A 19,949-nucleotide genomic window follows, 5' to 3' on the forward strand; every position below is an offset into this window, starting at 1 on the left:
ATTCCTCCGGTCGCCTAGTGCGACCCGCCCGTCAGGCGCTCGAGCAGCTCGCGATAGCGGTCCGCTGTGCGCTCGATGATCTCCGCAGGCAGGTCGGGCGGGGTCCCGTGCTTGTCCCAGTGGGCGACCAGCCAATCGCGCACGATCTGCTTGTCGAAGCTCGCCATGCGGGCCTTGGGTGTCTCGCCTCCCGCCCAGGCGGCGGCATCCCAATACCGGGAGGAGTCGCTCGTGAGCACCTCGTCGGCGAGGGTCAGCGTGCCGTCGGCATCCGTCCCGAACTCGAACTTCGTGTCGGCGAGGATCAGGCCGTGCGCCTCGGCGGTCGTGGCCGCCCGTGCGTAGATCTCGAGGGACCGATCGCGCAGGGCGGCGGCGGCATCTTCGCCGACCAGCTCGACGGTGCGCTCATACGAGATGTTCTCGTCGTGCTCACCCATCGGCGCTTTGAACGCCGGGGTGTAGAGGGGCTCGGGAAGCCGATCGCCGTCCTCGAGCCCGCCGGGCAGAGGGATGCCGCAGACCGTGCCGCTCTCGCGGTACTCGGCCCACCCGCTGCCGGTCAGGTAGCCGCGCACGACGCACTCGATCGGGAGCATGTCGAGGCTGCGCACCACCATCGCCCGCCCCGATACCTCGTCCGGGATCAGGCTGTGCGGCTCGTCGTCGGCGCCAAGGGTGTGGTCGGCGACGAGGTGGTTCGGGATGCGGCGACCGCCGTCCCCGCCGGCCAGACGGTCGAACCACCACAGGCTCAGGGTCGTGAGCAGCTCGCCCTTGCCCGGGATGCCGGGCGAGAGCACGTGGTCGAACGCGCTGACGCGATCGCTCGCCACGACGAGCATCCGGTCCTCGGGAATCTGCGTGCCGCCGGCGGCACCGATTCCTGAGCCCGTCGAAAGGTCGACCGGCCTGTAGAGATCGCGGACCTTGCCGGAGTAGACGTGCCGCCAGCCGGACAGATTCAGGGGGGAGCTCACCCCACCATTATCCCGGCGCGTCCGGGCGCCTCACGGCGTGATGGAGTCGAGGTAGGCGAACGCCTCGCCCATGAGCGCTGCCCATCGCTCTTCCCCGGCGTCCGGAGACAGGCTGACCCACTCCCGCATCTCCCGTTCGCGCATGACCATGCGGACGGCTGCGCCGTCGGTCACTAGCTCCGACGCCCGCGCCTCGGGCACCTTGACGGTGAGCCCCCCGTCCGAGTTGACGAACGCAAAGATCTTGCCCCGCACCCGCAGGCCGTCGGTGCCGAACATGCGGCCGATGTCGACGCCGGGCTCTGCGAGGAACGACTCGGCGAGCGGATCGAAGACCTCGCGCCCGCGGGCCCTTTCATCGGCGGTCATGTCCTCACGGTAGGGCGGTGGCGGGGTGCGGGTCCAGTGACGGATCCCGCCCGGCTCCGACACCCGCGTGGTATATTCAATCTGGACTAATCCAGCGGGACTGGCCGGCGAGCATCCGAAGAACGAGAGGGCGTGAAGCGTGTCGAAGAGAGCGCGATCCCTCACGCCGCTCGCGGTGACCGCGCTGGCGCTCCTCGAGGAGCGGCCGATGCATCCGTACGAGATGCTTCAGCTGCTGCGACTCCGCGGCAAGGACGCCGTGCTCACGATCAAGCCGGGCTCGTTCTATCACACGGTCGCGAGGCTCGCGGAGCTCGGGCTCGCGGAAGTCCACTCCACGGGGCGGGACGGCAACCGCCCGGAGCGAACGCTCTACGCACTGACCCAGGAGGGCCACGAGGCGATCGTCCGCTGGGTTCGGACGCATCTCGCGGCGCCCGCCACGCCGCAGGAGTTCGCGATCGCCCTCGCCGAGGCGCACAACCTCGCCTTCGATGAGGCCGTCGACATCCTGCGGGCCCGACTGGCGCGGCTCCGCGCCGATGAGAGCGAGCTGCGCGCCCTGCTCGACCGCGCCCATGCCAAGGGGATCCCCTTCGCATTCCACCTCGAGGCCGATCGCCGCGCCGACCTCACCCGCGCCGACGCCTCCTGGACGGCGTCCGCCCTCGAACACCTCACCGCCGATTCGGCGGCCTGGCCAGACATCCATCCCGACCCCTCAGCGGTCGGCATCCACAGCTCCTGGGAGCACACCAAGTGACCGAACAGAATTCAGCACCGGCGGCATCCGCCACCTCCGCCCGCAGCCCGTGGCCTGCTCTCTGGGCCCTCGTCATCGGGTTCTTCATGATCCTCGTCGACACGACGATCGTCTCGGTGGCGAACCCGGCCATCAAGGCGGCCCTCGACCCGGAGACGAACAATCTCGACAACGTAGTGTGGGTGACGAGCGCGTATCTGCTCGCCTACGCCGTGCCGCTGCTCATCACGGGTCGCCTCGGCGACCGCTTCGGGCCCAAGCGGATCTACCTGATCGGCCTGACGGTCTTCACGCTCGCGTCGCTGTGGTGCGGACTCTCCGGCTCGCTCGAGATGCTGATCGCCGCCCGCGCGGTGCAGGGCCTCGGCGCCGCCCTGATGACCCCGCAGACCATGGCGGTCATCACGCGCACCTTCCCCCCGAACCGCCGCGGTGCGGCCATGGGCCTCTGGGGAGCCACCGCCGGCGTCGCGACGCTGGTAGGCCCGCTCGCAGGTGGCCTGCTGGTCGACGGCTTCGGATGGGCGTGGATCTTCTTCATCAACATCCCGGTCGGCGTGATCGCCTTCGTTCTGGCATGGATGCTGGTGCCCGACCTTCCCACCAGCCCGCATCGGTTCGACATCGTGGGCGTCTTCCTCAGCGCGATCGGCCTGTTCCTCATCGTCTTCGGTCTGCAGGAGGGCGAGCACTACGACTGGGGAGTGATCTGGGGACCGATCACGGTCTGGGGAGTGATCATCGCCGGGGTCATCGTGATGGGCATCTTCATCTGGACGCAGGCGCGCACCAAGAACGAGCCGCTCGTCCCGCTCCCGCTCTTCAAGGACCGCAACTTCGGGGTGGCCAACATCGCGATCGCCGCCGTCGGCTTCACGGTCACCAGCATGTCGCTGCCGCTCATGTTCTACATCCAGCTCGCGCGGGGGCTGACGCCGACCCAGTCGGCTCTGCTGCTGATCCCCATGGCCCTGCTCTCAGGAGTGCTCGCGCCCTTCGCGGGGAAGCTGCTCGACCGCACCGATCCGCGGTTCCTGCTGGTGCCTGGTCTGCTGTTCGTCGCGGGTTCGCTCTTCTGGTACTCGAGCCTGATGGCCACCGACGCACCGATCTGGATGTTCCTTCTGCCCTCCGCGATGATGGGCATCGGCAACGCGGGCATGTGGGGTCCGCTCGCCACGACCGCGACGCGCAACCTTCCGATGCACCAGGCCGGTGCGGGTGCGGGCATCTACAACACGACGCGCACGGTCGGCTCGGTGATCGGCTCGGCGGCGATCGCGGCGTTCATGCAGAGCCGTCTCGAGGCGAACCTGCCTGGTGCGGGATCCTCGGGCGGGGACTTCGGGACGGGGGGACAGCTACCGGCGTTCGTGGTCGAGGGGTTCTCGACCGCGATGGCGCAGGCGATCCTGCTTCCGGCATCCGCGCTGCTCGTCGGCCTGGTGGCCGTGCTGTTCATTCAGCGGCCGAACACCTCGACCGCGACGGCCGATTGGCATGCCGCCGAGGCGGAGGCCGAAGCGGCGAGGTAGCCCGCGCTATTCCGCGACGCCCGCGGCGATGTCGGTGCGGTAGTGCGAACCCTCGAGCTCGACCTGCGCGATCGCGCGGTAGGCGCGCGCGCGGGACTCCTCGAACGTGGTGCCGAGGCCGACGACGCTCAGCACGCGTCCGCCGGTGGCGATCAGCTCGTCGCCGGATGCTGCGGTCGCGGCGTGTGCGATGTGCACACCCTCGACCGCGGCCGCGGCGTCCAGTCCGCGGATCGGGCGCCCGGTGACAGGCGCCTCAGGGTAGCCCTCGCTCGCGAGCACCACGGTCACGGCGGTGGCCTCGGCGAAGCCGGGCTGGGGGACGTCTTCGAGGTGGCCGGATGCCGCGGCTGCCAGCAGGTCCGAGAGCGGCGAGACGAGCCGCGGGAGCACGACCTGGGTCTCTGGATCGCCGAAGCGCGCATTGAACTCGATGACCTTGATACCGGCGTCGGTCAGGATGAGTCCTGCGTAGAGCAGGCCGATGAACGGCGTTCCCTCGGCATCCATCTGCCGCACGACCGGCAGGGCGACCTCGTTCGTGACGAGCTCGACGAAGGCGTCCTCGCCCCCGAACCGCTCGGTCAGCCACGGGAGTGGTGAGTACGCGCCCATGCCGCCCGTGTTGGGGCCCTGGTCGCCGTCGAGCGCCCGCTTGAAGTCCTGCGCGGGGGAGAGCGCGCGCACGGTGTCGCCGTCGCTGACGAAGAAGAGGGAGACCTCCGGCCCCTCGAGGAACTCCTCGATCAGCACCGGACCGGTGGACAGGTAGCCCTCGGCGTGTGCCAGGGCCGCGGCGCGCTCGCTCGTGACGATCACGCCCTTGCCGGCCGCGAGGCCGTCGGCCTTCACGACGTGCGGGGCCCCGAGGTCATCGAGCGCGGCCTCCACCTGCTGGCGGGTGTACGCGTGTGCGGCGCGGCCGGTGGGGACGCGGGCGGCATCCATGATCCGTTTCGCGAAGGCCTTCGAGCCCTCCAGCTGGGCGGCCGCCCGGCCCGGACCGAAGACCGGGATGCCTCGCTCTCGCAGCGCGTCGGCGACGCCGGCGACGAGCGGGGCCTCCGGTCCGATCACGACGAGGTCGATGCTGGCGTCATTGGCGTAGTTCGTGACGGCGACGGGGTCGAGCGGATCGAGGGCGACGATCTCGGCGTCGCCCGCGATCCCCGCGTTGCCTGGTGCCGCGTAGATCTCGTGCGGCGCGTCCTCGCCGCGAAGGGCCAGGATGATGGCGTGCTCGCGGGCACCGGAACCGAGGACCAGGATTCTCACCCCGCCAGCCTACCGGCGGCGCTCCTGGCGCCCTGGGGTGCGCACCCGTGGTCCGCACGGCGGCGACACCGTGCGCGTAGCGTGGAGGAGTGCCGAAGAAGATCGACGTCGACGAGGGGCGCGCCGCGCTCGCCGCCGTCGAGGCCGCCATCGCCGCGGACGCGAAGCCGGGCCGCACCGAGCTGGCGACGGCGGTGCGCTACCTGCTGCAGCTGCTCGTGGAGAAGGCGCCTGGCAACAGCGTCGAGGTGCGCGTGCCGCCCTTCGGCGCGGTGCAGGTCGTGCAGGGTCCCCGGCACACGCGGGGCACCCCGCCGAACGTCGTCGAGACCGACGCTGCGACGTGGATCGCCCTCGCGACGGGGCGGGAGAGGTGGGTGGATGCCGCGGCTGCCGGCCGCATCGTGGCATCCGGTGTGCGGGCCGACGTGTCGGGGCTACTGCCGCTGCGCCCCTGAACGCAGCGGCCCGCGCCCCCGGAAACCCGCTGTCCACGACGCAGAACCCGCCGGTCCGGTGGCCCCGGGCGGTGGGAGAATGGAGCCATGTCCAACCCAGACCAGCGCCCGACCACAAGCGATGAGATCATCGGCGGTCGCGTGCGCCGAAGCCCGCGCTACGGGGCGTTCCTGGTGCTCGGAGCGCTCGTGGGGGTGCTGGTCGCGCTGATCCTCACGTTCGCGTACGACGGCACGTCCTCGCCGAGCGACCTCACTAACGTCGTCTTCTCCGAGGGCCAGGTGTTCGGCTTCCTCGCCCTCATCCTGGGCAGCATCGGCGCGCTGCTCGGCGGGATCGTCGCTCTGGTGCTCGACCGCAGCCTGCGCCGGCGCACCCGCTCCGTGGTGGTCGACCACGAGACCGTGCAGTACGAGGACCAGCCCGAACCGGAGCCGATGGTGCTCAACCAGGTCGACCAGCCCGCGCCGCTGGGCGGGCGCGACGACGGCGCGCCCAGCGCGGCGCCGTCCACGACGCCCCCGGACGCGCCGGGTCGCTGAAACCCCCGGACGCGCCGGGTCGCTGAATCCCCGAGCCACGCCCAGCGCGAGAGCCGCACGGCCGCCAAGAACCCTTCGGCGTCAGCTACCGGTCGTCGGCGCCCGCTACGCCAGCTCGGCGATGATCGGATGGATCGCGGCGTCGAACGCGACGACATCCCCCCGTAGGCCGTCTGTGACGGCGATCGTCAGCGATCCGATCCACCACACGCCGCGCTGAGTCAGCGGGAGCACCTGCACGTTCAGCTCGAACGAGTGCGCCCGGCGGCCCACCTGTCGCTCGTGCACGGCGATCGCGCTGGCGTAGGCGCGGTACGAGACACCCGGCTTGGCCGCGGCATCCTTCGTGTAACGTGCGTTCACCGACTGGGCGTATGCCAGCCCCTCCGGCGCGTGCGGGATGATGGCCTCGCGCAGCACCTCGGAGCCGGTCTGGGGGAGGGCGATGAGCGTGTCGAAGCCCTCCACCAGCTCCAGCGGCACGGATGACGGATGCGCCTGCGGCTCGACCGTCATGGCCCAGTACTCCCGCCATTGGCGCTCGAGCAGGGCCTGTGCCTCATCGGTCCGGTCGTTGACGCGCGAGGGGATGCCGCGCAGGTGCGGGAGCTCGTCGGGCGAGCGGATGCCGAGCACCTGCCGCAGGTACAGGGCAAGCAGAACGGGCTGGCTCGCGTCCTCGCGAATCAGCCACTCCGGCGCGCCGCCCGTCATGCCTCGATTCTACGACTGCGCGCCCCCATCCAGCGCGGGTCGGTGCCCACGAGCGACGGGTAGGCTGGGCGCGTGGCACCTGACTCCCACGCATCCTCCTTCTCCACGCCGGCCGAATCTTCGGTCGCCCTCTCGTCGACGGCGGCGAACCCGCACCGTTCCACTTATTCCGAGGCCGGAGTCGACACCGCGGCGGGGGATCTCGCCGTCGAGCTGATGAAGTCCGCCGTCCGTTCGACGCACGGTCCCGAGGTGCAGGGCGGGGTCGGCGGATTCGCGGGCATGTTCGACGCCAGTGCGCTGCGCGCCTACCGTCGCCCGTTGCTGGCGACCTCGACCGACGGGGTCGGCACCAAGGTCGCGATCGCCCAGGCGATCGACAAGCACGACACCGTGGGTCAGGACCTGGTCGGCATGGTGGTCGATGACATCGTGGTGGTGGGCGCCCGGCCCCTGTTCATGACCGACTACATCGCATGCGGCAAGGTGGTGCCCGAGCGGATCGCCGACATCGTGCGCGGCATCGCCGACGCCTGCCGCGAGACCGGCACGGCGCTGATCGGCGGCGAGACGGCGGAGCACCCGGGTCTGCTCGGCCCGAACGACTACGACATGGCCGGCGCCGCGACGGGCGTCGTGGAGGCCGACGCCCTGCTCGGCTCGCATCGTGTCGAGTCCGGCGACGCGATCCTCGCCCTCGCATCGAGCGGCCTGCACTCGAACGGCTACTCGCTCGTGCGGCACATCGTTACCCGCGCACGCATCCAGTACGGCGACTTCGCCGCGGACTTCGGCACGACGTGGGGCGAGGCGCTCCTCGAGCCGACCAGGCTCTACACCGCGCCGCTGCTGCGTCTCCTCTCCGATCCCGGCGCGGGCGACGGCGTGCACGCGCTCAGTCATGTCACGGGCGGCGGCATCGCCGCCAACCTCGCCCGCGTGCTGCCCAAGGACACCTGGGCCGAGGTCGATCGGTCCACCTGGTCGCCGAGCCCCGTCTTCCGTGTGCTGTCGGATGTGGGCGGCACCTCGCTCGAGTCGAGCGAGGGAACGTGGAATCTGGGCATCGGATTCCTCGCGGTCGTCGCCGCCGACCGCGCAGAGGCCGCGGCATCTGCCCTCGCGCCGGAGGGCATCGCGGCCTGGCGGGTCGGCATCGTGCGCAGCGGCGCCCGTCCGCAGGGAGAGTTCGAGCAGGGCGCCAAGGGTGTCGACGGCGGCGCGGTGCGCCTGGTGGGCACGTATCGAGACGACACAGATCACAACGGAGCGAACTAGACACCCATGTGCGGCATCGTCGGAATGGTCGGACACGGCCCGGTCAACCAGGAGATCTACGACTCCCTCCTGCTCCTTCAGCACCGCGGGCAGGACTCGACCGGCATCGCCACGGCCGAGCGGCACGGCATCTTCCACCTGGCCAAGGCCCGGGGCATGGTGCGCGAGGCATTCCGCACCCGCGACATGCGGGCGCTGCTCGGCAACATCGGGCTCGGTCACGTGCGATACGCGACGCAGGGCACGGCAGGCAACGAGGAAGAGGCGCAGCCCTTCTATGTGAACGCCCCGTACGGCATTGTGCTGGTGCACAACGGCAACCTCACGAACACGCGGGAGCTCACCGACGAGCTCTTCCACAAGGACCGCCGGCACCTCAACACCAGCTCCGACACCGAGCTGCTCGTGAACGTCCTGGCCAATGAGCTGCAGGCCTCGATCTCCGGCCTCGACCTCGAACCCGAGACGGTGTTCGAGGCGGTCACCCGCGTGCACGAGCGCGTCGAAGGCTCTTATGCCGCCATCGCCCTGATCTCGGGCTACGGCCTGCTCGCGTTCCGCGACCCCTTCGGCATCCGCCCCCTGATCCTGGGCACCCGCAAGAACGAGGCCGGCGGCTACGACTGGATGGTGGCCTCCGAGTCGCTCGTGCTCGAGAACGGCGATTACGACGTCGTCCGCGACGTGATGCCCGGGGAGGCCGTCTTCATCACGGTCGACGGCGCCCTGCACACGCGCCAGTGCGCCGCGAACCCGCAGCTGTCGCCGTGCTCCTTCGAGTACGTTTACCTGGCCCGGCCGGACTCGGAGATGAACGGCATCTCGGTCTACGAGGCGCGGTTGCGCCTGGGCGAGCGCCTCGCCGACACGATCGAGAAGTACACCCCTCCCGGTGCGATCGATGTCGTCATGCCGATCCCCGACTCATCCCGCCCCGCCGCCATGCAGGTCGCCCGCAAGCTGGGGCTCGAGTACCGGGAGGGCTTCTACAAGAACCGCTACGTCGGACGCACCTTCATCATGCCGGGGCAGGCGGTGCGCAAGGCGAGCGTTCGGCAGAAGCTGAACGCGATGTCGAGCGAGTTCAAGGGCAAGAACGTCCTGCTGATCGACGACTCGATCGTGCGCGGCACCACGAGCCAGCAGATCATCCAGATGGCGAGGGATGCCGGGGCCAAGAGCGTCACGTTCGCCTCGGCCGCGCCGCCGGTGCGCTTTCCGCACGTCTACGGCATCAACATGCCCTCCCGGCACGAGCTGGTCGCACACAACCGCACGATCCCCGAGATCGCCGAGGCGCTCGGAGCCGACTACCTGGTGTACCAGGAGGTCGACGACCTCCGCGACGCGATCCTCGAGGGCTCCGACATCACCGACCTCGACATGAGCTGCTTCGACGGCCGCTATGTCACGGGCACCGTGTCGGAGGAGTACCTCGCCTGGGTCGAGGGCAACCAGCAGTCGTGACGGCGGCACTGTGACTCCGGTGCCGCGGTGACGGTTCCCGATACGCGGCGCCCGCTCTGGCGCGGCCGCGCCCTGGCGCTCACCGGCATCCTGCTCGTCGCGCTCAACCTGCGGAGCGCGGTCGCCTCGCTGTCGCCTCTCGTCGAGCGCATCCAGGTCGACATCCCCATCTCCCCGGTGGCGCTCGGCCTGCTCGGCAGCGCTCCTCCGGTGTGCTTCGCGATCTTCGGCGTGCTGACGCCGCTGCTGGCGCGACGGGTCGGGCTCGAGCGGCTGCTCGTGATCGCGATCATCGTGCTCTCGCTCTCTCTGTGCCTGCGGGGAACGGCGACGACGGCCGGTCTGCTGCTCACTGCCACGGTCGCGATCTTCGCCGGCGTGGCCGTGGGCAATGTGGTGCTTCCTCCGCTGGTGAAGAAGTACTTCCCGGATCGCATCGGGCTCGTCACCACGATGTACATGACCGCGATGGCCTTCAGCACCTTCATCCCCCCGCTGGTGGCGGTGCCCGTGGCCGACGCCGTGGGCTGGCGCTGGGCCCTCGCCCAGTGGGGCGTCGTGGCGGCCGTGGCCGTCGTGCCATGGGTGGCCCTGCTGCTGCGGGCGCGTGCCGGCCGCGCGGACGAGGTTCACACCGCAGCGGCCGGGCCGGCGGTGCGGCGACTGTGGGCCTCGCCCATGGCGTGGGCGATCGCCGTGCTCTTCACCACGTCGAGCATCACGGCGTACACGATGTTCGCCTGGGCCCCGACGATGCTGGTGCGGGTGGCGGGCGTGCCGGCGCGCGAGGCGGGGGCGCTGCTGTCGCTTTTCGCGATCGTCGGGCTTCCGCTGTCGCTCTTCGTGCCGCTGCTGACTGCCCGCCTCGGCATCGTCAAGACGATCGTCGGCGTCGCCACGGGAGGCCTCGCCGCCGGCTACCTCGGACTCATCTTCGTGCCGGATGCCGCCCCATGGCTCTGGATCCTGCTCATCGCCCTGAGCCAGGCTCTGTTCCCGCTGGCGCTGGTGCTCGTCAATCTGCGCACGCGCTCGCACGAGGCATCCGTCGCCCTCAGCGGTTTCGTGCAGAGCGTGGGGTATGCCATCGCCGCCGCGTTCCCGATCGGCATCGGTGCGGTGGTGCAGGCGACAGGCGGCTGGACGGCGCCCCTGTGGATGCTGCTGTGCACGGCACCGATCGCCGCGCTGGCCGGCCTGGTCGCCGCCCGTCCGCGCGCGATCGAGCAGGACCTGCGCCGGTGAACCATTCGGCGGACTCCCAGTCCAATCGCGATATATCGTGTTAGCGTGTCGCCATGACGAACGACGACCGGATCGCCTTGCTCGAGCGCACCATCCGCGAGGAGATCGTGCAGGGGGAGCGCCGCGACCAGCCGATCCGGCGTGGCCTGCGCTCCCTGCGGGTCTGGATGTCGAGGCACCCGATCCTCGAGAAGACCTATCGCGTGACGGTCGGCGTGCTGGGAGGGGGCCTCTCGATCATCGGCCTGCTGCTCGTTCCGCTCCCGGGTCCGGGGTGGCTCGTCGTGTTCCTCGGCCTCGCGATCCTCGGCACGGAGTTCCACTGGGCCAAGCGGGTCGCAACGTGGCTGAAGCGCACACTCGACCGGTTCTGGACCTGGTTCACGGCGCGCAGGGCCCAGCGTCGCGCGCAGGCCGAGTGGGAGCGCGCCGCGAACGCGCACGCCCGGCAGGCGCAGACGCCGTAAGCGCGACGAGACGGCCCCTCAGGAGGGGCGTCGTCGGAGCGATCGAGGCGCTACGCCTTCTCGTCCTCGTACTCTCCGGAGTAGTCGTCGGCCCACTTGTCGACGTACAGGTCTTCACCCTCCGGGTGCAGCTCCTTTTCGAGCGCCGAGTAGTTCACGCTCGGGCTGTACGACTTGAGCTCACGCGCGATCTTGGTGTGCTTCGCCTTCTGACGGCCACGCCCCATGCGAGACCCCCCTCACGAGTTGAGCTGCGGGCATTTGGCGAGCCCGACGCATTCACGAAACCGGCTCGGGGCCGGAAAGAGTAGCATTCAGAATAGCACGCGGGGTATGCGGCTCAGCGCTCTGCGCGCCCGTGCGGAGTGGTTTCGCGCGCCGCGAAAGGGGTCTTCTGGCATGTCGAACGTTTCTCCGGGATCGCCGTCGAATGACGAGGCACAGCCCACCCCGACGGCCGGTGAAGAGGTCGATGACGCCGCGCTGCGGGGCGCCGTCATCGCCGGCGTCGTCCCCGGACAGTCCCTCCGGGTGCTGAAGGAGGGGGCGCGCTACGCGCGGCTGCACGGGACCTACCTCATCGTCACGTATGTCGACGTGACGCGCTTCGTCACGTACGAGGATCCCGACGGGTATGTGCACTCGGCGCCCATCGACATGAACATCGACCCCGGCGTGGGCGACTTCACGGCCGTCACGAAGATGGCGACCGAGACGCTGACCGGCACCGACGTGCGGTGGACGGCTCGGCAGCTCGTCGGCGACCCCGCTCTGGCCATCAAGCAGCTCGCCGACCGGGTGGAGGCGCGCCTGATCGTGGTGGGCACGCGCAAGCGCGGCATCGGGGAATCGATCCGCGAGTTCTTCACCGGGTCGGTGGCCGCTCGGCTGGCCCACCGGCAGCGCCACAACATCCTCGTGGTGCCACTAGGTGAGCCGGTGCCGGACGATCAGGAGCTCATCTGGGAGGAGTAGTCCCCGTCTGAGCGCCCTGCAGGCTGCCGCGGAGCGCGGCGGCGGCCGACTCCAGAGCGGTGGCCAGGGTGTCGACGAGGGATGCCTCGAGCGATCCGCCGCGTGCAATGTGCGAACGAAGGTCGCTGCGCACACCGGCGCGGAACTCGTTGATGGCGGCATCCGCCCGGTGCAGCTGCTCGCGGCTGAACACCCGCGGGTCATCCTGCGGCGTGCCCGTCGGAGCCGAGTACGCAGGCTGTGCGCGCTCCTGGGTGCTGGCGGCGGCCAGGTCCGCTCGCAGACTCTTCATCGCCTCACGCACGCTGCCGCGCACCTCGTCGGCGATCAGTCGCACAGAGTCGGCGAGGCCGGCTTCGATGCCCTCGAGGTCGCCGGCCCGGGACGCGACCTCGGCGCGCCCCGCATCCGTGATCTCATAGACCGTCTTGCGTCCATCGACCGTCTTGGTCACCAGGCCCTCCTCCTCGAGCTTGGCGAGGCGGGGGTAGATCGTGCCGGCACTGGCGGTGTAGGTGCCGCCGGTGCGATCGGACAGCGCCTGCATGATGTCATAGCCGTGGCGCGGGCCCTCATCGAGCAGGCTGAGCAGGTAGAGGCGCAGGTCGCCGTGTGAGAAGACCGGGGTCATGACTGCGATTCCCTTCCGAGATCCTGGCCGAAGCCGTCGCCGAAGCCGGTGCCGATTCTGCCGCTCTGGTCGCCGCTCAGGGCATCCTGTACCGTATCGGTCGACGAGGTCAGGGCGGCGCGGCGAAGCACGGTCAGGTCGCCGGAGACGGCGTTGGCCCGCACATCGACGAACGACCCGCTCAGCTCGCCGACGGACCCCTGGTAGTTGGTGGGCCGACCGCTCGAGCGGACGACGCCATCGACCTGCACCCGACCGCTCACCGTGCGCACGGCGAAGTTCGCCGGGTGTCCGTCATCCAGACGGATCGTGCCGTTGCCGCTCACCGAGTTGAGGCTGATCGCGCTGATCCCGCCTACGGAGTCGACGACGATGTTCCCCGAGACGGTGTCGACGGTCGCCTTGCGCACGGTGCCCGTCACGGCGACGTCGCCGGAGACGCTGTTGGCGCTCAGCGCGCCCTCCAGCTGCCGCACCTGCACGTCGCCGGACACGGCGTTGACGGTGAGGTCGCCCTTGAGTCCGTCGACGATGATGTCGCCGGAGACGGTGTTCAGGCGGGCGTCCTGCTCGAGGCCGGCGACGAGGGCGCTCGCGCTGACCACGCCGAGGGTGAGGGCGACGCTGCGCGGGACAGCCACGCTGATCTCGGCCTTGGGACCGCTGCTGCCGAAGTTGCGGAATACCTCGAGGAAGTTGTCCCAGCGCAGCTGCGGGTGGTCGATCTCGACGACGTCGCCGGTGACCTCGATGCGCAGGTCCTTGATCGTGACGCCGTGCACCTCGATGCGCGCGCCGGGTTCGTCGTGCGCGATGACGTCGATCTGGCCGCCGATGAGGCCGACCTTGAGCTTGCGGACGGCCTCGATGTCGATGACACGCGTCTCGCCCGGGTGGATGATCCACTTCTCGAGTGACATTGTTGCTCCTGATTTGTTGGGATCGCGATATATCGCGTTGAAGCAGACTAACACGATATATCGCGAGTTGCGAGACTGGATGCTGGGAGTGCGCCCAACGGCGTTTGACATTGACGCAGCGTCAACCCATAGCGTGTTGATCGGTGCGCTGACGAAGAGCCGAGGCACTCACGCAGAAGGGAACAGTCATGGAGTGGTCGATCCAGCAGATCGCCAAGCTCGCCGGAACGACCAGTCGCACGCTGCGCCACTACGGCGATATCGGCTTGCTGCCGGCGTCCTCGGTCGGGCCGAACGGCTACCGGCACTACGACGAAGCGGCGCTCGTGCGGCTGCAGCGGATCCTGCTGCTGCGGGAGCTCGGGCTCGGCCTGCCGCAGATCGGGGAGGTGCTCGATCGCGAGCACACCCAGGAAGACGCCCTGACCGGCCACCTCGCGTGGCTGCGTCAGGAACAGGACCGGCTGACGCGCCAGATCGCGTCGGTCGAATCGACCATCCACGCATTGAGAGGGGGTGAACAACTGATGGCAGAGAACGTGTTCGACGGCTTCGATCACACGCAGTACAAGGACGAAGTCGAACAGCGATGGGGCGCGCAGGCCTACGCCGACAGCGACCGCTGGTGGCGAGGCATGACCGCCGAAGAGAAGGCGGGCTGGAAGCGGCGCGTCGCCGACCTGGGCACCGACTGGATCGCCGCCGCCGAAAGCGGCATCGCGCCCGAGAGCGCCGAGGCCCAGGCGCTGGCCGGGCGTCACGTCGAATGGCTGACCGGCATCCCCGGAACCCCTGCGACCGACCCGGACAACGTCAAGGCGTATGTGATCGGGCTCGGGGAGATGTATGTCGCCGACCCGCGCTTCGGCGCCAACTACGGCGGCGAAGAGGGAGCGACGTTCGTGCGCGACGCGCTCCGCGTCTACGCAGAGGCGAACCTCTAGGGCGAACCTCTAGGGCGAACCTCTAGGGCGAACCCTCGAGGGAAAGAGAACGACGGATGCCGCGGGCCCCCCGGACCGTGGCATCCGTCGGCATCCCCGTGAAGGAGAGGCCCGCGCTCAGGCGGCGCCTCTCAGGGGATCTGCCTAAACCCGGTTGCGCCCGCTGAGGGCTCGAACGAGGAATAGGACGACTGCGATCGCCGCCAGGATCAACCCGATCCACAGCAGGAACTGAAGGGACTGGACGAAGCCTCCGGTGATGAGGAGGACGACCGCGACGACGATGATGACAAGGGCGAGGATGTTCATGAAGGGGTTCTCCTTCTGCAATGCTGTCTCGCTCGGGCGTCGCGAGGCGGTGCCGGTGGGCACAACCCCACGCTAGGCGCGTCGAAGTGGATCGCTCAGGGGGTTGACGACACCCCGGCGCGGTGATAGCTCTCTCGTCTGCGAGGGCACCAGGGCCTTGTCAAGCCCCCTGACCGCGCCTGTGGCGTCTCCTAGCGTCAGAGGACCGCAGCGAGCGGCGAAGGCCTTCGCCAAGCATCCATGAAGGAGAAAGCGTGTCCCACGACGCCCTCACCGACCCGACGACCAAGTACCCCCAGCCCCAGCCCCCCGCCCAGGACCAGGGCCAGCCGGGCACCACGGGTGACACCATGCCCACGCCCGACCACGGCGAGCAGACGTACCGCGGCTCGTCTCGGCTGAGCGGGCGCCGCGCACTGATCACGGGCGGCGACTCCGGGATCGGCAGGGCCGTCGCCATCGCCTTCGCCCGCGAGGGGGCGGATGTCGCGATCAGCTACCTCCCGGAGGAGCAGGAGGATGCCGAGGATACGGCCAAGCGGATCGCCGAGGCCGGCGTCAAGGCGCTGAATCTGCCGGGCGACCTCCGCGAGGAGGCCTACTGCGCGGAGATCGTCGAGAAGACCGTCCAGGAGTTCGGCGGACTCGACCTGCTCGTCCTGAACGCGGCCTATCAGCGGGATCGCAAGGGCATCGAGAACCTCGAGACGGAGGAGTTCGACCGGGTCTTCCGGACGAACCTGTACGCGCAGATCTTCACGGCGCGAGCGGCGGTTCCCCACCTCGCTCCCGGCGCCTCCATCATCGTCACGTCTTCGATCCAGGCCTCGGACCCATCGAATTCCCTGATCGACTACGCGATGACCAAGGCCGCGCAGGTCGCGTTCGTCAAGGCGCTGGCCGAGGAACTGGGACCCCGCGGCATCCGTGTCAATGCCGTTGCGCCCGGTCCGATCTGGACGCCGCTCATCCCCGCAACGGGGTGGGAGGATGAGAAGCTCGCGTCGTTCGGATCCGACACGCCGCTCGGCCGCCCCGGCCAGCCGGCCGAGCTGGCGGGCGCCTACGTATACCTTGCGAGTGAGGCGGCTTCGTACGTATCGGGCGCCGTGCTGCCCGTTACGGGCGGCAAGGGTCTCTGACCAGCCGCCGACCCGGCGGATCCCGCAGCGGAAGGAGGGGCGCGATGCCCCAAGGACGAGGATCGAACAGCGTGAAGGACAGGGAGCTCTATGCGGAGCTTCGCGACGAGGGGGCATCGAAGGAGAAGGCCGCGCGCATCGCGAACGCCGCTTCGCGGGACGGTCGCTCGGCGGTCGGCAACCGCGGCGGCAGGTCGGACGACTATGACGACTGGACGGTGGACCGGCTGCGCAAGCGCGCGAAGGAGCTCGGCATCTCGGGCTACTCCGGCAAGCGCAAGGGCGAACTGATCTCCATGCTGCGCAGCCACTGACGTGGCGAAGCTCGTCAGGGTCACGCCGTTCGAGGATCCAGGGTTCCGCCGGGTGCGCTCCGGCGCCGGCTTCCGGTACATCACCGCGAAAGGCAAGCCGGTCAAGAGGCAGGATGTCGCGCGCGCCCGTGCGCTGGTCATCCCGCCTGCGTGGGAGCAGGTCTGGATCTCCGAGCGTCCCGATGGTCACATCCAGGCGATCGGCACCGACCAGAAGGGCCGCAAGCAGTACATCTACCATCCGGACTGGGCGGCGCGGCGCGATAAGGGCAAGTACGCGCGGGTGCTGCTGCTCGCTGACGCCCTGCCCCGCGCCCGAGCCCGGGTGACGGCCGACTTGAGAAGCGAGGGCCTCACACGCAACCGCGTGCTGGCCGCGGCCTTCCGGCTGCTCGACCAGGCGGCTCCTCGTGTCGGGTCTCCCCGCTACCTGCAGGCGAACGGCAGCCGGGGCCTCACCACGCTCCGCCGAGGCGACGCCACCGTCGAGGACTCCGTGGTGACCCTCACCTTTCCGGCGAAGAGCGGCAAGCGCGCGCTGCTCACCGTCGATGATGCGGACCTGGCGGCGGCGATCGCAGAACTGGCTGTCGGCAAGCCCCGTGCGCCCCTGCTGTCGTACCGCCGCGGACGGCGCCGCGTCCCTGTGAGCACCGGCGAGGTGAACGACCACGTGCGTGCCCTCACGGGCGGCCTCTTCACCGCGAAGGACTTCCGCACCCTGCGCGGCACTGTATTGGCGGCCGAGGCGCTCGCGAAGATCGGTCCGGTGTCGAGCGGGCGAGAGCGGGCGGAGGCGGAGCGACTGGCCGTGCAGGCGACCGCCGACGCGCTCGGCAACACGGTGGCGGTCGCGCGGCGCAGCTACATCCACCCCGGGGTCTTCGCGAAGTACGAGCGGGGCGAGACGATGGACCTGAAGGGGTCGCCGGAGGCCGCGCTCAGGCGTCTGCTCTCCTGACGTGCGCGCGAACCCCGCGGGTCACTCGAGCAGACTGGCGGCGCCCGATCCGGCGGATTTCGGGTCGGGCAGCCGGCGCATCCGGAGCGCATTGATGGCTCCGAGCATCGCCACCACGATGGGGATCAAGAGGGCGATCTGAAGGGCGAGTGGGCGCGCCTCGGTGTTGATCCGGATGATCTCCGCCTGGATGTCCTCCGGCTGATCGACGAGGAGTTCGGCCAGCGCCGCGTTGCTCATGAACTCGGCATCCTCCTCCAGCACCGTCGCGACCTGCTGCTTCTCGTCGTCGGGAAGGACCGTGCTGGATGCCGCCATCGTGGTGAAGATCAGCGCGAGGGATGCCAGCATGATGGCACCGGCGAAGGCGAGACCGAACGACAGTCCGAACGATCCGGCCGCCGAGTTGACCCCGGCCGCCTCGCTTACCCGCTCGTCCGTGATCGGCGAGAGGGTGTAGTTGTTCAGCTGGGATACCAGGAGCCCCAGACCGCTGCCGGCGATCAGAAGCGGACCCAGCAGCAGCCATCCCGATTCCGCGCGCGGAACGATCGGGATCAGGATGAGCAGCCCGGCCATCAGAAGCAGGAAGCCCCACAGGATGAGTGTGGCCGGCCGAGGGCCGCCCTTCATTCTTCCGACGAACATCGCGACGGCGAACATGCTGAGCGACAGCGGCGCGATGGACAGGCCCGCCTGCAGCGCGTTGTAGCCGAGCACCATCTGCAGGTAGATCGGCAGCACGATCATCGTGCCGCCGAGGGCGATCTGCTGGAACATCTGCTGTGTCACCCCGAGGCGGAAGGGCTTGGAGCGGAAGAGGTCCGGGTCGAGCAGCGTCGCCTTCTCGCGGCGCTTGCGGCGCAGCAGCCAGAAGGCGAGGCTGACCAGGCCGATCAGGCCGACCGAGATGATGAGCAGGACGGGACCCTCCCCCTCCTGCCAGACGAGGATCCCGATGACTACGCCGCCCATTCCGACGACGGAGAGGATGGAGCCCACGGCGTCGATCTCGCGGCTGCCGGTGTAGGGCACATCGTGCACGAGCTTGATGCCCAGCAGCACGATGCCGATGACCACCGCCTCCAGCAGGAAGGCGATCCTCCAGGAGAGGAACGTGGTGATGAATCCACCGATCAAGGGCCCCACCGCGGCGGCGATGGCGGCCGAGCCGCCCACCAGCGCGTAGACACGCTTCTGGTTCGCGCCCTCGAAGTTGCCGTGGATGAGGGACTGCATGGAGGGAAGAAGCAGTGAAGCGCCCAGCCCCCCGATCACCGCCCAGAAGATGATGATGGGCACGATGGACTGCGTCAGCGTCATCGCGATGGCACCGACCGCATAGCAGAGCAGGCCGATGACATAGGCGCGCTTGCGACCGATCAGATCGCCGACCTTGCTGCCGATCAGGATGAATGCGGCCGAGACCAGGGCCTCGAGTGCGATCGCCGACTGGATGTCGCTGACACTCGCGCCGATGTCGTGCACAACGGCGGAGATCGACACGTTCATGATCGATGTGTCGACGACGAGCACGAACATCGCCATCGCCAGCAGCAGAGCAAGCCTGCCGTTGAACGTCTCGGTCGGTGTCTGCGCCGTCATGGGTGCGCCCTCTCTCGGCCGACGGTGTTCCGCGGCGACCCCTCCCATCTTCGTGAGCGCGCCGCCGGCATGCATCACCCCGTCCGGGTGATGTGCAACGGGCGGACGGCTTCCCGTCGGGCGGCCGCTTGGACCGCCGCGCTACCGTGGAGAGATGAACCGGGCGACTCCGCTCCGCTGGCGCCATGTGGGGCTGGTAGCGGTCGGTGGCGCTGTCGGAACCGCGGCACGCGAGGGTGCCATCCTCTTGTGGCCCGCGGCCGATGGGGTCCCCTATGCGGTGTTCTCTGTCAATGTGCTCGGCGCGCTGCTGCTCGGACTGCTCTACGCCGTGCTGGCTCGGAGGCCGGACAGTGACGAGCTCCGCGCCGTGCGGGCTGTGCTCGGGGCCGGCGTGCTGGGTGGATTCACGACGTACAGTGCGCTCGCCGGCGACACCGCCGTGCTGTGGCAGAGCCAGCCGGTGCTCGCAGCGGTCTACGCCGGCGGGAGCGTCGTCGCCGGGATCGCGGCGGCCGCCGTCGGGCTGCGCCTGGGAGCACGCGGCGCGGCCAGGCGGGCCGGCTCTTGAGCCCCCTGCTCTTCATCGGCGTCGCGGTCGCCGGCGGGTTCGGCGCCGCGCTCCGCTTCCTGCTCGATCGGGCGGTTCTCGCCCGCACGAGGGGCTCCTACCCGTGGGGAATCACCACCGTGAACCTCACGGGCTCATTCCTTCTCGGCGCGCTCACCGGGGCGACGCAGTCTCTGACCGTCTCCCCGCCGTGGGTCGCGATTCTCGGCGTCGGGCTGCTCGGGGGGTACACGACATTCAGCGCCGTCGCCGTCGAGGCGGCTCTCGCCCTCGAGCGCCGGGACTATCGCGGCGCGGCGCTTCGCGGCGGCGCGCAACTGGTCGTCGCCGTCATCCTGGCAGCGCTCGGCCTGGCCGTCGGCGCGGTTCTCACCACGGCGTTCTGACGGAGGCGGGCGGCATCCGCACAGCTTGGGCCATGCCAGCCGTGGAATACTGAGAACGACTGGATACAGCACCGTATCGACGGTGCGCCTCGCTGCC

24 protein-coding genes are annotated in these 19,949 nt (G+C 69.6%); 15 read left to right on the forward strand and 9 right to left on the reverse strand.

The window, feature by feature from the left end; all coding sequences use genetic code 11:
* Nucleotides 1-14: 14 nt before the first annotated feature.
* Together ACPW96_RS16065 and ACPW96_RS16070 are read right to left on the reverse strand one after the other, a co-directional pair.
* Nucleotides 15-980, reverse strand: a complete 966-nt coding sequence (locus ACPW96_RS16065; RefSeq protein WP_425884274.1) for a phosphoribosylaminoimidazolesuccinocarboxamide synthase — start codon at nt 978-980, stop codon at nt 15-17.
* Nucleotides 981-1,010: 30 nt separating this feature from the next.
* Complete coding sequence (locus ACPW96_RS16070; protein ID WP_425822041.1) at nt 1,011-1,349, reverse strand: TfoX/Sxy family protein; 339 nt, start codon at nt 1,347-1,349, stop codon at nt 1,011-1,013.
* Nucleotides 1,350-1,488: 139 nt separating this feature from the next.
* On the opposite strand from ACPW96_RS16070, the gene ACPW96_RS16075 reads away from it, so the two are divergent.
* The gene (locus ACPW96_RS16075; protein WP_425884276.1) at nt 1,489-2,112 is read left to right on the forward strand and encodes a PadR family transcriptional regulator; all 624 of its coding nucleotides are present in this window, start codon (nt 1,489-1,491) and stop codon (nt 2,110-2,112) included.
* The gene (locus tag ACPW96_RS16080) at nt 2,109-3,647 is read left to right on the forward strand and encodes a DHA2 family efflux MFS transporter permease subunit (protein WP_425822037.1); all 1,539 of its coding nucleotides are present in this window, start codon (nt 2,109-2,111) and stop codon (nt 3,645-3,647) included. Before ACPW96_RS16075 ends, ACPW96_RS16080 begins: the two co-directional genes overlap by 4 nt.
* A 6-nt stretch (nt 3,648-3,653) precedes the next feature.
* On the opposite strand, the gene purD is transcribed toward ACPW96_RS16080, so the two are convergent.
* Nucleotides 3,654-4,922, reverse strand: a complete 1,269-nt coding sequence (gene purD / locus ACPW96_RS16085) for a phosphoribosylamine--glycine ligase (protein ID WP_425884278.1) — start codon at nt 4,920-4,922, stop codon at nt 3,654-3,656.
* 89 nt (nt 4,923-5,011) lie between these two features.
* On the opposite strand from purD, the gene ACPW96_RS16090 reads away from it, so the two are divergent.
* Both ACPW96_RS16090 and ACPW96_RS16095 read left to right on the forward strand, forming a co-directional pair.
* Nucleotides 5,012-5,380: a sterol carrier family protein gene (locus ACPW96_RS16090; protein ID WP_425884280.1), complete on the forward strand. Its 369-nt coding sequence runs from the start codon at nt 5,012-5,014 to the stop codon at nt 5,378-5,380.
* A gap of 87 nt (nt 5,381-5,467) precedes the next feature.
* Nucleotides 5,468-5,923 (forward strand): potassium transporter Trk, encoded by a 456-nt coding sequence (locus tag ACPW96_RS16095; protein WP_425822031.1) that lies wholly within the window; start codon nt 5,468-5,470, stop codon nt 5,921-5,923.
* 105 nt (nt 5,924-6,028) lie between these two features.
* Here the strand turns inward: ACPW96_RS16095 and ACPW96_RS16100 are convergent, their stop codons facing one another.
* Nucleotides 6,029-6,637 carry a zinc-binding alcohol dehydrogenase gene (locus tag ACPW96_RS16100; protein WP_425822029.1) on the reverse strand — a complete coding sequence of 203 codons (609 nt, stop codon included), beginning with the start codon at nt 6,635-6,637 and terminating at the stop codon, nt 6,029-6,031.
* A 72-nt stretch (nt 6,638-6,709) separates the two neighbouring features.
* On the opposite strand from ACPW96_RS16100, the gene purM reads away from it, so the two are divergent.
* From purM to ACPW96_RS16120, 4 genes are read left to right on the forward strand one after another with little or no spacing between them, the layout of a single operon-like run.
* Complete coding sequence (purM, locus tag ACPW96_RS16105) at nt 6,710-7,915, forward strand: phosphoribosylformylglycinamidine cyclo-ligase (RefSeq protein ID WP_425884281.1); 1,206 nt, start codon at nt 6,710-6,712, stop codon at nt 7,913-7,915.
* Between the two features lie 6 nt (nt 7,916-7,921).
* Nucleotides 7,922-9,382, forward strand: coding sequence for an amidophosphoribosyltransferase (gene purF, locus ACPW96_RS16110; RefSeq protein ID WP_425822025.1), 1,461 nt, complete (start codon nt 7,922-7,924; stop codon nt 9,380-9,382).
* A 27-nt stretch (nt 9,383-9,409) separates the two neighbouring features.
* On the forward strand, nt 9,410-10,627 hold the full coding sequence (locus ACPW96_RS16115) for an MFS transporter (protein WP_425884283.1): 1,218 nt from the start codon (nt 9,410-9,412) through the stop codon (nt 10,625-10,627).
* Nucleotides 10,628-10,680: 53 nt separating this feature from the next.
* Complete coding sequence (locus ACPW96_RS16120; protein ID WP_425884285.1) at nt 10,681-11,094, forward strand: TIGR02611 family protein; 414 nt, start codon at nt 10,681-10,683, stop codon at nt 11,092-11,094.
* 50 nt (nt 11,095-11,144) lie between these two features.
* Here the strand turns inward: ACPW96_RS16120 and ACPW96_RS16125 are convergent, their stop codons facing one another.
* A complete protein-coding gene (locus ACPW96_RS16125; protein ID WP_425822019.1) occupies nt 11,145-11,321 on the reverse strand; it encodes a DUF3073 domain-containing protein in 177 nt (58 codons plus the stop codon).
* 172 nt (nt 11,322-11,493) lie between these two features.
* Between ACPW96_RS16125 and ACPW96_RS16130 the strand changes: the two genes are divergently transcribed.
* Nucleotides 11,494-12,069, forward strand: a complete 576-nt coding sequence (locus tag ACPW96_RS16130; protein ID WP_425822017.1) for a universal stress protein — start codon at nt 11,494-11,496, stop codon at nt 12,067-12,069.
* Here the strand turns inward: ACPW96_RS16130 and ACPW96_RS16135 are convergent.
* On the reverse strand, nt 12,053-12,700 hold the full coding sequence (locus ACPW96_RS16135; protein WP_425884287.1) for a PadR family transcriptional regulator: 648 nt from the start codon (nt 12,698-12,700) through the stop codon (nt 12,053-12,055). The two genes, ACPW96_RS16130 and ACPW96_RS16135, sit on opposite strands and share 17 nt — an antisense overlap.
* Nucleotides 12,697-13,620 carry a DUF4097 family beta strand repeat-containing protein gene (locus ACPW96_RS16140; protein WP_425884289.1) on the reverse strand — a complete coding sequence of 308 codons (924 nt, stop codon included), beginning with the start codon at nt 13,618-13,620 and terminating at the stop codon, nt 12,697-12,699. The genes ACPW96_RS16135 and ACPW96_RS16140 overlap by 4 nt, the downstream gene beginning before the upstream one ends.
* 188 nt (nt 13,621-13,808) lie before the next feature.
* Between ACPW96_RS16140 and ACPW96_RS16145 the strand changes: the two genes are divergently transcribed.
* Nucleotides 13,809-14,564, forward strand: a complete 756-nt coding sequence (locus ACPW96_RS16145) for a MerR family transcriptional regulator (RefSeq protein WP_425884290.1) — start codon at nt 13,809-13,811, stop codon at nt 14,562-14,564.
* Between the two features lie 144 nt (nt 14,565-14,708).
* Here the strand turns inward: ACPW96_RS16145 and ACPW96_RS16150 are convergent, their stop codons facing one another.
* Complete coding sequence (locus tag ACPW96_RS16150) at nt 14,709-14,936, reverse strand: hypothetical protein (protein WP_425822009.1); 228 nt, start codon at nt 14,934-14,936, stop codon at nt 14,709-14,711.
* A gap of 191 nt (nt 14,937-15,127) precedes the next feature.
* On the opposite strand from ACPW96_RS16150, the gene ACPW96_RS16155 reads away from it, so the two are divergent.
* The 3 genes from ACPW96_RS16155 to ACPW96_RS16165 all read left to right on the forward strand — a co-directional run bounded on the left by ACPW96_RS16155 (nt 15,128) and on the right by ACPW96_RS16165 (nt 17,290).
* Complete coding sequence (locus ACPW96_RS16155) at nt 15,128-16,015, forward strand: SDR family oxidoreductase (protein WP_425822007.1); 888 nt, start codon at nt 15,128-15,130, stop codon at nt 16,013-16,015.
* Between the two features lie 71 nt (nt 16,016-16,086).
* Entirely contained in the window at nt 16,087-16,329 is a 243-nt protein-coding gene (locus ACPW96_RS16160; protein WP_425884292.1) for a DUF7218 family protein, read from the forward strand.
* 1 nt (nt 16,330) lies between these two features.
* Nucleotides 16,331-17,290, forward strand: a complete 960-nt coding sequence (locus tag ACPW96_RS16165) for a DNA topoisomerase IB (protein ID WP_425884293.1) — start codon at nt 16,331-16,333, stop codon at nt 17,288-17,290.
* 21 nt (nt 17,291-17,311) lie between these two features.
* Here ACPW96_RS16165 and ACPW96_RS16170 read toward each other — a convergent pair whose 3' ends face one another.
* Nucleotides 17,312-18,895: an MFS transporter gene (locus ACPW96_RS16170; RefSeq protein WP_425884294.1), complete on the reverse strand. Its 1,584-nt coding sequence runs from the start codon at nt 18,893-18,895 to the stop codon at nt 17,312-17,314.
* 154 nt (nt 18,896-19,049) lie between these two features.
* Here ACPW96_RS16170 and ACPW96_RS16175 point away from each other — a divergent pair, with 154 nt between their 5' ends.
* Together ACPW96_RS16175 and ACPW96_RS16180 are read left to right on the forward strand one after the other, a co-directional pair.
* The gene (locus ACPW96_RS16175) at nt 19,050-19,466 is read left to right on the forward strand and encodes a fluoride efflux transporter FluC (RefSeq protein ID WP_425884295.1); all 417 of its coding nucleotides are present in this window, start codon (nt 19,050-19,052) and stop codon (nt 19,464-19,466) included.
* Nucleotides 19,463-19,852, forward strand: coding sequence for a fluoride efflux transporter FluC (locus ACPW96_RS16180; protein WP_425884296.1), 390 nt, complete (start codon nt 19,463-19,465; stop codon nt 19,850-19,852). The genes ACPW96_RS16175 and ACPW96_RS16180 overlap by 4 nt, the downstream gene beginning before the upstream one ends.
* Nucleotides 19,853-19,949: the final 97 nt, after the last annotated feature.

The organism is Micromonospora sp. DT81.3, from assembly GCF_049847225.1.
In the GTDB taxonomy this organism is placed as follows: Bacteria; Actinomycetota; Actinomycetes; order Actinomycetales; family Microbacteriaceae; genus Microbacterium.

Coding starts and splice junctions, on each gene's coding strand:
- ACPW96_RS16070 (WP_425822041.1), bottom strand. CDS start 1,349: ATGACCGCCGATGAAAGGGCCCGCGGGCGCGAGGTCTTCGATCCGCTC.
- ACPW96_RS16095 (WP_425822031.1), top strand. CDS start 5,468: ATGTCCAACCCAGACCAGCGCCCGACCACAAGCGATGAGATCATCGGC.
- ACPW96_RS16100 (WP_425822029.1), bottom strand. CDS start 6,637: ATGACGGGCGGCGCGCCGGAGTGGCTGATTCGCGAGGACGCGAGCCAG.
- purF (WP_425822025.1), top strand. CDS start 7,922: ATGTGCGGCATCGTCGGAATGGTCGGACACGGCCCGGTCAACCAGGAG.
- ACPW96_RS16120 (WP_425884285.1), top strand. CDS start 10,681: ATGACGAACGACGACCGGATCGCCTTGCTCGAGCGCACCATCCGCGAG.
- ACPW96_RS16125 (WP_425822019.1), bottom strand. CDS start 11,321: ATGGGGCGTGGCCGTCAGAAGGCGAAGCACACCAAGATCGCGCGTGAG.
- ACPW96_RS16130 (WP_425822017.1), top strand. CDS start 11,494: ATGTCGAACGTTTCTCCGGGATCGCCGTCGAATGACGAGGCACAGCCC.
- ACPW96_RS16135 (WP_425884287.1), bottom strand. CDS start 12,700: ATGACCCCGGTCTTCTCACACGGCGACCTGCGCCTCTACCTGCTCAGC.
- ACPW96_RS16140 (WP_425884289.1), bottom strand. CDS start 13,620: ATGTCACTCGAGAAGTGGATCATCCACCCGGGCGAGACGCGTGTCATC.
- ACPW96_RS16145 (WP_425884290.1), top strand. CDS start 13,809: ATGGAGTGGTCGATCCAGCAGATCGCCAAGCTCGCCGGAACGACCAGT.
- ACPW96_RS16170 (WP_425884294.1), bottom strand. CDS start 18,895: ATGACGGCGCAGACACCGACCGAGACGTTCAACGGCAGGCTTGCTCTG.
- ACPW96_RS16175 (WP_425884295.1), top strand. CDS start 19,050: ATGAACCGGGCGACTCCGCTCCGCTGGCGCCATGTGGGGCTGGTAGCG.